The following is a 14,219-nucleotide window of genomic DNA, read 5'->3' as shown; positions in this document are numbered from 1 at the left end:
AACCCCACCTCGCGCGGCCACAAACCCCACTTCGTCAGTGGCGGCGCCGCCAGAGCCAACGCAGGATCAGCAGGGCGGCAAGGATTCCGAGTAGTTGTTTGCCGTAGGTCTTGGTGAGGATCACGAAGGTCGCCGCGCCCAGATCGAGCGCGTCGTCATCGTCCTCGTCGTCATCGGACCGCGCGCCGTCACGGGACCGCCCGCCGTCACCGGGTTGCGCACCGATACCGGACCGCCCGCCTTCACCGGGTTGCGCACCGGTACTGGGTCGCGAGCCGTCACCGGGCTCTCCCACGCCCGGTGTCCCGGCTTCCTCGTCCGGGGGCCCCTGGTCCCCGAGCCTGCGCTCCAGGCAGGCGACGAACTGGGCGAGCAACTTGTCCGAGACGTCCTGCATCACGCCACGGCCGAACTGGGCAGGCTTGCCGGTGATCGACAGGTCGGTGCGCACCTCGACCTCCGTGGCAGCACCGGCCTCGACCATCGCCACGGTCACCAGCGCACCGGCGGTGCCGTTGCCGCGCTTGTCCTTGCCCTTCGCCTCGACGACGAAGCGGTGCGCGTCCTCGTCGCGCTCGGTGAAGGTGCCACTGCCGGTGTAGACCAGCGCGATCGGCCCGAGCTTGACCTTGCAGGTGCCGACGAACGTCGCCGGTGGCCCGTCGTCCACCGAGGTGACCCGAGCTCCGGGGAAACACTCGGCCAAGGCTGCGATGTCTCCGAAGTGGGCCCAGGTCTCCTCGATCCCGGTGGGCACCGAGAAGGTGTGGGTGAGCTCCATCAGCCGTCGGCACCTCCTGCCGCGAGCACCGCACGAGCCGTCAGCACGCAGGCCAGATGGCTGCGGTACGACGCGTCGCCGTTGAGGTCCGAGGGCGGGTTCGCCCCGTCCGCTGCGTGCTGGGCGGCCGCTCGGACCGCGTCGGCGGTGAGCGGCTGCCCGGTCAGCGCCTCCTCGACGGCCGTGGCCCGCAGCGGTGTGGAGCCCATGTTCGTCAACCCGATCCGGGCGTGCTCGATGGTGCCACCCTCCACCCGCACCGCGGCGGCGACGGCGACGATGGGCCACTGGTGGGCGACCCGGACGAACTTCTCGTAGTGCGCCCCCCAGCCGGTGTGCTTGGGGACGTGCACCTCGGTGAGGATCTCGTCGTCACCGATGGCGGTCTCGAAGAGGTCCACGAAGAACTCCGTGCCGGGCACCGTCCTGGTGCCGGAGGGACCGGCGATCACGAACGACGCCCCCAGTGCCAGGACCGGCGCGCCGAGGTCGCCGGCCGGATCGGCGTGTGCGAGCGAGCCGCCGAAGGTGCCCCGGTGCCGGACCTGGGCGTCGGCCAGGTCGGTCGCGGCGGCGGTGATCAACGCGGCATGCTCGGCGACCAGCGGGTCGTGGAGCACGTCGTGATGGGTGGTCATCGCCCCGATGACCAGATGGTCGCCGGCGTCCCGGACGCCGCGGAGCGAGTCGATCCGGCCGAGGTCGATCACCCACTCCGGCGCATTGAGCCGCATCCGCAGCACCGGCAACAGGCTCTGTCCGCCGGCCAGGATCTTGGCGTCGTCGCCGTGCTCGGCGAGCGCCGCCAGCGCTTCGTCGACCGACGTGGGTGCGACATAGGAGAACGGTGCGGGGATCACTGGTCTGCTCCTTCCGCCGATGAGGACATATGGATCGCCCGCCACACCCGCTCCGGGGTGCACGGCATGGCGATGTCGTGGACGCCGAGATGGCGGACCGCGTCGACCACGGCGTTCACCACCGCCGGGGTGGAGGCGATGGTGCCGGCCTCGCCGACGCCCTTGGTGCCGAGCGTGTTGGTGGTGCTCGGCGTGGTGGTGTGGTCGATCTCGAAGCTGATCGTGTCGGCTGCGGTGGGCAGCAGGTAGTCGACGAAGGAGCCGGAGACCAGCGTCCCCGAGTCGTCGTACACGGCCTCCTCCCACAGCGCCTGGGCGATGCCCTGCACCAGGCCGCCGTGGACCTGGCCGGCGACGATCAGCGGGTTGATGATGTTGCCGACGTCGTCCACGCAGACGTAGCTGCGCATCCGCACCCGGCCGGTCTCGGTGTCCACCTCCACCGCGCACAGGTGGGTGCCGTGCGGGAAGGAGAAGTTGACCGGGTCGTAGGTGGCGTCGGAGTCCAGGGACGGTTCCACGCCGTCGGGGAGGTTGTGCGCGGCGAATACTGCGGTGGCGATCTCGCCGATGGCCATCCCCGCGTCGGTGCCCCGGACGCTGAAGGTGCCCCCGCTGAACTCGAGGTCCTCGACGGAGGCCTCCAGCAGGTGCGCGGCGATCGGCCGAGCCTTCTCGATCACCTTGTCCGCGGCCCGCACCAGCGCCTCGCCGCCGACCACCAGCGACCTGGAGCCGTAGGTGTCCAGGCCCTTGGCCGCGATCTGGGTGTCGCCGTGCAGCACCTCGACGTCCTCGAACGCCACCCCGAGCCGGTCGGCCACGATCTGACTGAACGCCGTCTCGTGGCCCTGGCCGTGGGCGCTCGCCCCGGTGATCACCTCGACCTTGCCGGTGGCCAGCATCCGGACGCTGGCGTGCTCCCAGCCGCCGGCGCCGTAGTCGAGTTGTCCCAGCACCCGGCTCGGCGCCAGCCCGCACATCTCGGTGAAGGTGGAGATCCCGATGCCCAGTTGCACCGGATCGTCGGCGTCGCGGCGCCGCTGCTGCTCGGCACGCAACTCGTCGTACCCGAAGAGCTCCTTCGCGCGTGCCGTCGCCGCCTCGTAGTTGCCCGAGTCGTACTCCAGCCCGGCCACGGTGGTGAACGGGAACTCCTCGTGCTTGATCCAGTTCTGCTCCCTGACCACCAACGGGTCCACGCCCAGCTCGGCGGCCAACTCGTCCATCAGCCGCTCGATCGCGAAGGTGGCCTCGGGTCGGCCGGCGCCACGGTAGGCATCGGTCCAGGTCTTGTTGGTGAGCACCGTCTGGCAGGCGAAGTGGTACGCCGGGAACTTGTAGATCGCGTTGAACATGAACGCGCCGAGCACCGGGACGCCGCCGCCGACCAGGGAGACGTGCGAGCCGAGGTCGGCCAGCAGCTCCACCTTGAGGCCGGTGACGGTGCCGTCCTTGGTGGCGGCGAGGGTGAGCTTCTGCCATTGGTCACGGCCGTGGTGGCCGCTGATCAGCGACTCCGATCTGGTCTCGGTGAACTTCACCGGCTTGCCGAGCCGACGGGCCAGCACCACGGCGAGCCACTCCTCGGGGGTGGTCTGGAGCTTGCCGCCGAAGCCGCCGCCGACATCGGGGGCGATCACCCGGAGCTTGGACTCGGGGATCCCGAGAGTCGCTGCCATGGCGAAGCGGAGGATGTGCGGGATCTGGGTCGCCGACCAGACGGTGAGTTGCTCGCCGGTCGGGTCGACCACCACCGATCGAGGCTCCATGAACGCCGGGATCAGGCGCTGCTGACGGTACTCGCGCTCGATCACGATGCCGTCGGCCCGAGCCGTGCCGATCGCCTCCTCGACATCCCCGCCGGTGCCGGCCGCAGCGGAGTCGAAGACCCAGTACGCCGACTTGTTGGTGCCCAGGTCGGGGTGCGCCAGCACTGTGTCCGCGGCGGCCTCCTTGAGGTCCAGCGCGGCCGGGAGTTCGTCGTACTCGACGTCGACGAGTTCGGCGGCGTCCCGGGCGGCCGCAGCGGAGCGGGCCACCACGACGGCGACGATCTCCCCGGCGAAGGTGGCTCGGTCCACCGCCATCGGAGTGTGCACCGGCGCCACCTGGTCGGGGGTGATCGGCCAGGCGTTGATCAGCACGCCCATCTCCTCGCCCAACTCGGCGCCGGTGACGACGCTGACCACGTTCGGAGCGGCTGCGGCGGCCGAGGTGTCGATGCTGGTGATCCGCGCGTGCGCGAACGGGCTGCGCACCATCGCCAGGTGCAGCATGCCCGGCAGCGTCATGTTGTCGGTCCATCGGGTGCGGCCGGTGATCAGCCGCTGGTCCTCCTTGCGGCGCCGGTCCCGCCCGATCTCGGTGGCGGTGGTGGTCATGACGTCGCCCCCTTGGCCGCGGCCTGCACCGACCGCACGATGTTGTGGTAGCCGGTGCACCGGCAGAGGTTGCCCTCCAGGCCGAGCCGGATCTCCTGCTCGGTGGGGTCGGGGTTCTCTTCGAGCAGGTCGACGCTCTGCATGATCATCCCCGGGGTGCAGAAGCCGCACTGGAGTCCGTGGCACTCCCGGAACGCTTCCTGCACCGGATGCAGTTGGCCGTTGCTGGCCAACCCCTCGATGGTGGTCACCTCACTGCCGTCGGCCTGGACGGCCAGGACGTTGCAGGACTTCACCGATCTGCCGTCGAGATGGACCGTGCAAGCTCCGCAGTTGCTGGTGTCGCAACCGATCACCGTGCCGGTCTTCCCGAGGCGCTCCCGGAGGTACTGCACCAGCAGCATCCGGGGTTCGACGTCGTCGACGACCTGCTGGCCGTCGACGGTCAGGCTGATCCGCGTCATGGCACATCCTCGATGTGAACTCGTCCCAGACGATCTGTGACTCAGTTCACATTAGGAGCCCACGGTTGGCAGACGGTTGGCACGACTACCAACGGTGGTGCACGGACTCCCGAAGACGTTCGTCGTAGATCCGGGTGACCCCCGCCAGGAACTCCGCCGGCAGCGCGGGAAGCCCGGCGGCTGCCGCGTTCGCCGCCGCCTGGTCGGCGTTGCGGGCTCCTGGGATGGCGGTCGTCACGCCGGGTTGCTGGAGCACCCAGGCGAGAGCCGCCTGGGCCGTCGAGACACCCCCCGGCAGACACTGCCGCACCAGGGACGCGAACTCGGCTGCAGCCGAAACCCCGACCTGATAGTCGACACCGGAGAAGGTCTCGCCGACGTCGAAGGCGCTTCCGTCGCGGTTGTAGTGGCGGTGGTCGTTCGCAGCGAACGTCGTCTCGGCGTCGTAGTGACCCGACAGCAGTCCAGAGGCGAGCGGTACCCGGGCGATGATCCCCACCCCCGTCCCGGCCGCGACCGAGATGACCCGCTCGAGGGGCTTGAGCCGGAAGGCGTTGAGGATGATCTGCACCGACGCCACGTGCGGCCGACGGAGGGCGCTGAGAGCCTGGTCGACGGTCTCGACACTGACTCCGTACGCCGCCATCGCACCCGTCTCGACCAGGTCATCGAGCACGTCGTAGGTCGCGTCGTTGTCGATCACCTCCGACGGGGGGCAGTGCAACTGCACCAGAGGCAGTCGATCCAGGCCGAGGTTGCGGCGGGACCGGTCCAGCCAGGAGCGGAAGTTCTCCGCGCGATAGTTCGCGGGCAGTTGCGGCAGCCGCCTGCCCATCTTGGTCGCCACGGTGAAGCCGGCCCCGGGGTGGTCGGCGAGGAACCGACCGAGGATCTGCTCGCTGCGTCCGTCCCCGTAGACGTCGGCGGTGTCGAAGAAGGTGACGCCGGCCTCCGCAGACGCCTCGAGCACCTCCCGGGCCGCGGTCTCGGTGACGTCGCCCCAGTCGGCGCCGAGTTGCCAGGTGCCCAGGCCGACCACCGAGACCGGCCTCCCGGTCCTGCCGAGGATGCGCTTCTCCATGTCGCTCAGAGCCCTTCCGCCAGTCGGTGGTACGCCGCGTTCCAGCGCAGTTCGCGTTGGAAGGTGCGCGGGGTGGTGTCCGCGCCGATGACCACGATCTCGGTGCCGGTCATCTCGGCGAAGTCCTGCAGCACGTCGACGCCGATCGCCTTCGAGAGGACCGTGTGGTGAGGAGCCCCGGCCATCAGCCAGGCCTCTGCCGAGGTCGACAGCGAGGGTCGCGGCTGCCAGACGGCGCAGGCCACCGGCAGCATCGGCAGATCCTCGTCGGGGTCCACGAGGTCGATCTCGTTGACGGTGAGCCGGAAGCGGTCGCCCAGGTCGGAGAGGCCGGCCACCAGGCCGGCCCCCGGGTCGGCGACGAACCGCAGCCGGACCGGGTCCTCTCGACCACCGATGCCGAGCGGGTGGACCTCCAGCGACACCGGCCTGCTGGTGATCGTCGGGCAGACCTCGAGCATGTGCGCGCCGAGGATCTTCTCCTCGCCGGGAACCAGGTGGTAGGTGTAGTCCTCCATGAATGAGGTGCCGCCGGGAAGTCCGGCGGCCATCACCTTGATGCCCCGGAGGAGCACGGAGGTCTTCCAGTCCCCCTCACCGCCGAACCCGTAGCCGTCGGCCATCAGCCGCTGCACGGCGAGGCCCGGCAACTGGCGCAGCCCGCCCAGGTCCTCGAAGTTGGTGGTGAACGCGTGGAACCCGCCGTCGGTCAGGAAGCGACGGAGACCGAGCTCGACCCTGGCGCCGTAGCGCAATGACTGGTGGCGGTCCCCGGTCGGCAGCAGCGCGGGGGCGACGCGGTAGCAGTCGGCGTACTCGGCGACAAGGGCGTCGATGTCGGCGTCCGGCACCTCGTCGACGACGGCCACCAGGTCGTTGACGCCGTAGGTGTTGACCGAGACCCCGAACCGCAACTGCGCCTCGACCTTGTCGCCCTCGGTGACCGCGACGTCACGCATGTTGTCGCCGAACCGAGCCAGCCGGAGCCGCCGCAACTCCGCTCGGCCCAGGGCGGCGCGCACCCACTGGTCTATCCGGGTCACCACCGCAGGCGAGTCGACGTGCCCGGCCACGGTCTTGCGCGGCACCCCCAGCCGCGACTGGATGTAGCCGAACTCGCGGTCCCCGTGGGCGGCCTGGTTGAGGTTCATGAAGTCCATGTCGATCGTGGACCACGGCAGCGCCATGCCAGCCTGGGTGTGCAGGTGGAGCAGCGGCTTCTGCAACGCATCGAGCCCAGCGATCCACATCTTCGCGGGGGAGAAGGTGTGCATCCAGGCGATCACGCCGACACACTCCGGGGCGCTGTTGGCCTCCAGCAGTTGGCGGTGGATGGTCCCGGAGTCCAGCAGCACCGGCTTCCACACCACCTTCGCCGGGAGCTGTGCGTCGTTGAGTCGATCCACGATGGTGCGCGCCTGGATCGCGACCTGGTCGAGGGTCTCGGGTCCATAGAGGCTCTGGCTCCCGGTGAGGAACCAGATCTCGGCGGCAGGATCGGGTGTCAGGGTCATCAGGTGTTCCTTCGGTCGCGGCCGCGGCGTCGGCGGCCGGAGTGAGCAGACGTGCCGGCGCGGTCAGCGCTGGCCATAGACGTTCTGGTAGCGGTCGTAGAGCGAGTCGATGGACTGCTGCTCGATGGGCTCCGGGGTGCCGAGTTGGCGTGCCATGTGCACGGTCCTGGCCACGTCCTCGCACATCACCGCGGCCTTGACCGCTGCCTTGGCCGTCGGTCCGATGGCGAACACGCCGTGGTTCTTCATCAGTACGGCGGACGAGCGGCTCTGCACCAGCGTCTCGACGATCCCGCGCCCGATCGAGTCGTCGCCGATGATCGCGAACGGTCCGACCGGGATCTCTCCACCGAACTCGTCGGCGCCCATGGTCAGCACGCAGGGCACGGGTTCGCCTCGGGCCGCCCAGGCCGTGGCGTAGGTGGAGTGGGTGTGCACGACGCCGCCCACCTGCGGCATCTTCCGGTAGACGTAGGCCTGCGCCTCGGTGTCCGAGGACGGGGCGTGGTCGCCCTCGACCACTCGACCGTCCAGATCACAGAGGACCATGTTCTCGGGCGTCAGTTCGTCGTAGGCCACCCCGCTCGGCTTGATCAGCAGCAGCTCGTGGCCGGGCACTCGCGCGGAGACGTTCCCCGCGGTCCACACCACCAGCCCGTAGCGCGTCAGTTCGGCGTGCAGCGCGCACACCTCCCGGCGCAGGGTGGCGATGGTCTCGGCGACGTCGGCGACGACTCTCATACGTGGGCCTCCTTCAGGCGGCGGTCGACTGCGGCCCGGCGGATCGACTTGAGCCGGCGCATGGTGCGCTGGGCGCGACCGAAGTGGTCGTGCAGCGCCAGGTACTCCTCGAACAAGGCGTCGTAGGTACGCGCCCTCTCCTCGTCGGGCAGGTGGACGCCGCGACGGACCCTGCCCATGCTCTTGGCTGCGGTGGGAACGTCCGGGTAGGCGCCTGCAGCCACGGCCGCGTGGATCGCGGAGCCCAGCGCCGGACCCTGCTCGGAGTCCAGGATCGACAGCGGCAGCCGGGTGACGTCGGCGTAGATCTGCATCAGCAGCGGGTTCTTGGTGAGGCCGCCGGCCACGACCAGCTCCTGGACCGGGACGCCACTGTCCTGGAACGCCGAGATGATCACCCGGGTGCCGAAGGCGGTCGCCTCCAGCAGCGCGCGGTAGCAGTCCTCGGGCCGGGTGGCGAGGGTCTGCCCGACCATCAGCCCGGAGAGTTCGTGATCCACCAGGATCGACCGGTTGCCGCTGTGCCAGTCCAGTGCCACCAGGCCGTGTTCGCCGACCTGCTGGAGCGCGGCCAGGTCGGTGAGGTACTCGTGCAGGGACACGCCGGCAGCATCGGCGGACTCGGCGTAGCTCGCCGGAACCGAGGTCTGGATGAACCAGCCGAAGATGTCTCCGACGCCGCTCTGTCCGGCCTCGTACCCCCACAGTCCGGCGACGATCCCTCCGTCAACCACACCGCACATCCCCGGCACCTCGCGCACCTCCACCCCGTTCATCACGTGGCAGGTGGACGTGCCCATGATGGCGACCATCTGCCCCGGGCTCACGGCTTGGGCTGCGGGGGCGGTGACGTGGGCGTCGACGTTGCCCACCGCAACGGCGATGCCCTCGGGCAGCCCGGTCCACGCGGCTGCTTGCGGGGTCAGTCCGCCGGCGCGGTCGCCCAGTCGGCCGATGGGTTGGTCGAGCTTGTCGGCGACGAAATCGCCGAAGCCGGGCTCCAGTGCGTCGAGGAACTCGCGGCTCGGGTAGTCGCCGTCCTGGCGGATCCCCTTGTAGCCGGCCGTGCAGGCGTTGCGCACGTACTCTCCGCACAGTTGCCACACGATCCAGTCGGCGGCCTCGACCCAGCGATCCATCCGGTCGTAGACCTCACGATCGGATTCGAAGAGCTCCAGTCCCTTGGCGAACTCCCACTCCGAGGAGATCAGGCCGCCGTAGCGAGGAAGCCAGGGCTCGGCGCGGGCGGCAGCCAACTCGTTGATCCTGTCGGCCTGAGGTTGGGCCGCATGGTGCTTCCACAGTTTCACGTAGGAGTGCGGCCGATCGGCGAATCCGGCGATCTCGTTCAGGGGGGTGCCGTCCTCCAGGACGGGCACCATCGTGCAGGCCGTGAAGTCGGTGGCGATGCCGATGACCCGGCTGGGATCGATGCCTGCCGCCGCCACTGCGGCCGGCACGGCGACGCGCAGCACCTCCCGATAGTCGTTGGGCACCTGGAGCGCCCAGTCCGGGGGCAATGCCCGGCCGCTGCCGGGCAACCGATCCTCGATCACCGCATGGGCGTAGTCGTGCACGGCGGTGCCGAGCTCGGCACCGTCAGCGACTCTGACCACCAGCGCGCGCCCGGACAGGGTGCCGAAGTCGACACCCACGACGTACTGGTCCTGCTCACTCACTCTGCTTCCTTCCTGGGGATGGGGCGGTGCTGCTGCGCACCACCAGTTCCGGACTGATCAGTCGTTCCGGCTCGGGGGTCCCGTCGGCGGCAATGGCGGCCTGGAGGATCTCGATGGCTCGGCGGCCGACGGCGGTGAAGTCCTGTCTGACTGTGGTCAACGGCGGGATCAGGTAGGCGGCCTCGGGGATGTCGTCGAAGCCGACGACGCTGACGTCCTCGGGCACCGAGCGCCCCGCTTCGGCCAGCGCCCGCAACAGGCCGATGGCCATCTGGTCGTTGGCGGCGAACACCGCCGTCACCTCGGTACGCCGGGCGATCTCGCGGCCGAGTTCGTAGCCGCTGCGCGCCGACCAGTCCCCCGCCAGGTGGAGCGAGGGCACCAGCCCGGCGGCGTACATCGCGGCCCGCCAGCCCTGCAGGCGGCCGCGCGCTTCGGTCCAGTCGGCGGGGCCCCCCAGGTGCAGGATCTCGACGTGACCGAGCTCGATCAGATGCTGGGTGCCCAACGCGGCACCGGCGACCTGGTCGACACCGACCGTCCACTTGGCGCGGTCCTCGGCTCCTTCGATCACGACGACCGGCACGCCGGTCGCTTCCTGGACTCGAGCGACCTCGAGTGCATCGTCGGTGGCGGAGATCAGCACGATCCCCTCCACGTCCTGGTCTCGCAGGTGGTCCAGTGCATCGGTGAACTCGGCCCGGGTCAGACTCTCCAGGTTGGTAGCGCTGACGAAGAAGCCCGCCTGGCGTCCGGCTGCCTGAATGGCCCGGTGCACCGTGCTGGGTCCCCAGTACCCAGTCTTGGCCCCGATCACTCCGATGGTGCCGGAGCGTCGGGTGACCAGCGCTCGCGCCGCCGAGTTGCGGCGGTAGCCCAACTGCCGGATCGCACGCTCCACCCGCTCCCGGGTCTCGGGACGCAGGTTGGGCTGGCCGTTGATGACCCGGGACACCGTCTGGTGCGACACTCCGGCGAGCCGGGCGACGTCGGCCATCACCGGGGTCCGGCCACCCGCCGGTGGCATCGTCGCGGTCAACGCGGCCCCCTGGTGGCCACCCGCTGGATGACCACGAAGACCAACAGGAGCACGCCGATGGCGATCCTCGTCCACCACGAACTGAGCGTGCCGTCGAAGTTGATGAAGGTCTGGATGGTGCCGTAGACGAGCACCCCGATCATCGAACCGACGACATAGCCACGGCCACCGGTGAGCAGGGTGCCACCGATCACGACCGCGGCGATCGCCTCAAGTTCCATGCCCACCGCGTGCAGGCTGTAGCCCGAGAGGAGGTACAACGCGAAGAGCAGCCCGCCGAGAGCGGCACAGAAGCCACTGATGGCGTAGACGCCGACCTTGACCAGCGCCACCCGAAGGCCCATCAGCATCGCCGAACTCTCGCTCCCGCCGATGGCGTAGACGGTGCGGCCGAACCTGGTCCGGGCCAGCACGTACGCGGCGATCAGGACAGTGCTGAGTGCGACCACGACGAGCCAGGTGGTGTAGTGGCCGCCCGGGAGCGGGATCGAGGCGTAGGCGATCTCCCGGAAGGTCTCGTCGGTGATCGGGATCGAACGGACGCTGATCAGATAGGTGATGCCGCGGGCCAGGAAGAGTCCGGCCAGGGTGGCGATGAACGGCTGGATGTCGAGGTAGTGGATGAGCAGCCCCATGATGGTGCCCAGCAACGTCCCGGCGATCAGTACCGTCAGCATCGCCAGAGCCGGCGGCCACCCGAGTTCGAGTGTCTTGGCCGCTATCACGGTCGACATCGCCACCACCGAGCCCACCGACAGGTCGATCCCGCCAGTGAGGATCACGAAGGTGAGGCCGACGGCGAGCACGATCAGGAACGCGTTGTCGTGCAGGACGTGGAGGAACACCTGCGGGTGGGCGAAGCCCTCGTAGCGGACGCCGCCCACGCCGAACATGCCGAGGAACACCGCGAAGGTGACGATCACCGGGAGGAATCGGCTGGGTGGGGAGTACGTGCGCACCCGCTCCCAGAGCGTGACGGACTCGGCGACAGTGGTGCTCATCGGGCCTCGACCTTCGTGACGGAGGGACGGCGTACCCGCAGCGCGGCTCTGGCCCGGGGTGACTGGACCACGCACACGGCGACCACCACGACCGCCTTGAAGAGGTAGTTCGCCTCCGACGGGATGCCGATGTTGGGGATGGTGCGGGCCAGGGTGGCGATGAGGAGGGCCCCGACCAGCGTGCCGGCGAGCGAGAACCGCCCGCCGGTGAGCGCGGTGCCGCCGATGACGACAGCCAGGATGGCGTCCAACTCGATCCACAAGCCCAGACTGTTGGCGTTCACCGACCTGGTGTTGGCGGCGATGATCACTCCAGCCAGCCCGGCGCAGACGGCCGCGAACGTGTAGACGGTCCAGGTGATGGTCCGCGCCCGGACACCGGCCAGTCGGCTCGCTGCCGGGTTGATGCCCACGGCCTCGATCAACATCCCCAAGGCGGTACGCCGGGTCAGCAGGGCGGTAAGCCCGACCATGCCGAGGGCCACGAGGAAGGCGATCGGCAGCCCGAACAGGTAGCCGGAGGCAAGTTTGCTGAACGCGGGGTTGTTGACCGTGGTGATCTGACCGTCGGTGATCAGCATCGCCAGGCCACGGCCGGCCACCATCAGCACCAGTGTGGCGATGATCGGCTGGATACCGAGCACGGAGACCAGGAAGCCGTTCCACACGCCGAGCAGGACGCAGACGGCCAGCGCCAGGGTGACCGCCATGACCGCCGTGACCAGGGCACCCTCGTCGGGGGCAGCGACGATCCGAGTGCAGGCCACTGCGCCGGCGATCGCGGCGACGGCGCCGACCGAGAGGTCGATGCCGCGGGTGGCGATCACCAGGGTCATCCCGAGGGCGACCAGCAGCACCGGGGCGCTGTTGCGGATGATGTCGATCGGACTTCCGAACAGGTGCCCGTCCTGCACTCTGACGTTCAGGAACGTCGGCGTCGCGATCACGTTGATGATCAGCAGCACCACCATGGCGAGCAGCGGGTACAGCAGTGGGTGGCCGGTCACGCGGGCCCATCGGCTCGGACCCGCCGGGGCTTTGCGTGCCCCGGGCGTGGGCGGCGCTGGAGCGAGCGTGTCAGTCATCGGAGGACCCCTCCTGCTCAACATCGGTGGCCTCGGTGGCGATGATGCGCAGCAGGTCACCGACCCGGACGTCGTCGTTGCTGAGTTCGGCGATCTTGCGACGGTCTCGCATCACCACCATCCGGTGGCTGAGCCGGAGCACCTCCTCGAGCTCGGCGGAGATGAACACCACAGACATCCCTTTGCTGGCCAGCTCTGCGACCAGCGACTGGATCTGTGCCTTGGCGCCGATGTCGATGCCTCGAGTCGGTTCGTCGAGGATCAGTACGTGGGGGTCGGTGATCAGCCATCGGGCCAGCAGCACCTTCTGCTGGTTCCCGCCGGAGAGATTGCGCATCAGCGCCTGCGGGTCGGCCGGCCTGATGTTGAGCGCCTCCATGTACTGCTGTACCAGGCGGGTCCGGACGGACTGCGGGATCGGGCGCAGCCAGCCCCGGGAGGCCTGGAGCGCCAGCAGCATGTTGTCGGCCACCGTCAGATCACCGACGATGCCCTCGGCCTTGCGGTCCTCGCTGGTGAAGGCGAGCTTGCGGTCGATGGCGTGTCGGGGACTGCGCAGCCGGCGCCTGGTGGAGCGGATCGCGATCTCGCCGTGGTCGGCGCTATCGGCGCCGAAGAGGAGTCGAGCCAGCTCGGTCCGGCCGGAGCCGAGCAGGCCAGCGACCCCGACCACCTCGCCGTCGTACAGGGACAGGTCGGTGGCCTCGAGCGCGCCCTTGCGACTCAGCCCGACGACCTCCAGGACGGGGACGCGGCTCGGATCGGGCACGGAGCCGGACCCGCGCCCCAGCCGGTCGAGCTCCTCGAGCTCGCGCCCGATCATCAGCTGCACGAGTTCGAGCCGGGGCGTGTCGGCGACCATCCGCTCCTCGATCAGGGTGCCGTTGCGCAGGATGGTCATCCGGTCCGCGATCTCGTAGATCTGGTCGAGGAAGTGGGAGACGAACACGATCGCGACGCCGTCGGCGCGCAGCCGCCGCAGCACGTCGAAGAGCTTCTCCACCTCGTCGCCATCGAGGCTCGAGGTCGGCTCGTCGAGGATCAGCACCCGGGCGTCGACGTCCACGGCACGGGCGATCGCCACGAGCTGCTGGACGGCGATCGGGTGCTCACCCAGCACCGAGGCGGGGTCGATGTCGAGTCCGAGCGCGCGCAGGGTCTGCTGCGCGCGGCGGTTCATCTCCCGGACGTGGATGCCCCCGAACCGTCGCGGCTCCCGGCCCAGCAGCATGTTCTCGGCGACCGTCAGGTTCGGAACCAGATTGATCTCCTGGTAGACGGTGCTGATACCGGCCGCTTGCGCGGCGGAGGGTGAGTGGAACTCGTGCCGCTGGCCGCCGACCGTGATGGTGCCGGCATCGATCGAGTAGACCCCGGTGAGTGCCTTGATCAGCGTCGACTTGCCGGCCCCGTTCTCACCCATCAGGGCATGCACCTCGCCGGGGTACAGCCGCAGGGACACCTGATCGAGGGCGTGGACGTTGCCGAAGGTGATGGAGATGTCCAGCATCTCGATCACGGGTGCCGAAGCGTGGTGGCTGGTCACCAGTGGCTCCTGATAGGTCTGGGTCATCGGTTCCTCCTGATCCC

At 69.3% G+C, this 14,219-nt stretch carries 12 protein-coding genes; all 12 read right to left on the bottom strand.

Annotation, left to right across the window (positions count from 1 at the left end; all coding sequences use genetic code 11):
- Positions 1–34: 34 nt before the first annotated feature.
- The 12 genes from JKG67_RS16930 to JKG67_RS16875 all read right to left on the bottom strand — a co-directional run bounded on the left by JKG67_RS16930 (position 35) and on the right by JKG67_RS16875 (position 14,202).
- On the bottom strand, positions 35–781 hold the full coding sequence (locus tag JKG67_RS16930) for an SRPBCC family protein (RefSeq protein WP_203338527.1): 747 nt from the start codon (positions 779–781) through the stop codon (positions 35–37).
- A complete protein-coding gene (locus JKG67_RS16925) occupies positions 781–1,641 on the bottom strand; it encodes an FAD binding domain-containing protein (protein ID WP_203338526.1) in 861 nt (286 codons plus the stop codon). The genes JKG67_RS16930 and JKG67_RS16925 overlap by 1 nt, the downstream gene beginning before the upstream one ends.
- A complete protein-coding gene (locus tag JKG67_RS16920) occupies positions 1,638–4,025 on the bottom strand; it encodes a xanthine dehydrogenase family protein molybdopterin-binding subunit (protein ID WP_203338525.1) in 2,388 nt (795 codons plus the stop codon). Before JKG67_RS16920 ends, JKG67_RS16925 begins: the two co-directional genes overlap by 4 nt.
- Entirely contained in the window at positions 4,022–4,489 is a 468-nt protein-coding gene (locus JKG67_RS16915) for a (2Fe-2S)-binding protein (RefSeq protein WP_203338524.1), read from the bottom strand. The genes JKG67_RS16920 and JKG67_RS16915 overlap by 4 nt, the downstream gene beginning before the upstream one ends.
- 85 nt (positions 4,490–4,574) lie before the next feature.
- Entirely contained in the window at positions 4,575–5,570 is a 996-nt protein-coding gene (locus JKG67_RS16910; protein WP_203338523.1) for an aldo/keto reductase, read from the bottom strand.
- Positions 5,571–5,575: 5 nt separating this feature from the next.
- Entirely contained in the window at positions 5,576–7,084 is a 1,509-nt protein-coding gene (gene araA / locus JKG67_RS16905; protein ID WP_203338522.1) for an L-arabinose isomerase, read from the bottom strand.
- 63 nt (positions 7,085–7,147) lie between these two features.
- The gene (locus tag JKG67_RS16900; protein ID WP_203338521.1) at positions 7,148–7,825 is read right to left on the bottom strand and encodes an L-ribulose-5-phosphate 4-epimerase; all 678 of its coding nucleotides are present in this window, start codon (positions 7,823–7,825) and stop codon (positions 7,148–7,150) included.
- Complete coding sequence (gene araB / locus JKG67_RS16895; protein WP_203338520.1) at positions 7,822–9,504, bottom strand: ribulokinase; 1,683 nt, start codon at positions 9,502–9,504, stop codon at positions 7,822–7,824. The genes JKG67_RS16900 and araB overlap by 4 nt, the downstream gene beginning before the upstream one ends.
- On the bottom strand, positions 9,497–10,543 hold the full coding sequence (locus tag JKG67_RS16890; RefSeq protein WP_238998616.1) for a LacI family DNA-binding transcriptional regulator: 1,047 nt from the start codon (positions 10,541–10,543) through the stop codon (positions 9,497–9,499). Before JKG67_RS16890 ends, araB begins: the two co-directional genes overlap by 8 nt.
- Positions 10,540–11,544: a galactofuranose ABC transporter, permease protein YjfF gene (gene yjfF / locus JKG67_RS16885; RefSeq protein WP_203338519.1), complete on the bottom strand. Its 1,005-nt coding sequence runs from the start codon at positions 11,542–11,544 to the stop codon at positions 10,540–10,542. The genes JKG67_RS16890 and yjfF overlap by 4 nt, the downstream gene beginning before the upstream one ends.
- Positions 11,541–12,629, bottom strand: a complete 1,089-nt coding sequence (locus JKG67_RS16880) for an ABC transporter permease (protein WP_203338518.1) — start codon at positions 12,627–12,629, stop codon at positions 11,541–11,543. The genes yjfF and JKG67_RS16880 overlap by 4 nt, the downstream gene beginning before the upstream one ends.
- Positions 12,622–14,202 (bottom strand): sugar ABC transporter ATP-binding protein, encoded by a 1,581-nt coding sequence (locus JKG67_RS16875; RefSeq protein WP_203338517.1) that lies wholly within the window; start codon positions 14,200–14,202, stop codon positions 12,622–12,624. Before JKG67_RS16875 ends, JKG67_RS16880 begins: the two co-directional genes overlap by 8 nt.
- Positions 14,203–14,219: the final 17 nt, after the last annotated feature.

Source organism: Nocardioides limicola, from assembly GCF_016827675.1.
GTDB classification, from domain to species: domain Bacteria; phylum Actinomycetota; class Actinomycetes; order Propionibacteriales; family Nocardioidaceae; genus Nocardioides; species Nocardioides limicola.
Note: the sequence above shows the minus strand (reverse complement) of the source record. Positions and strands in the feature narration are given on the sequence as shown.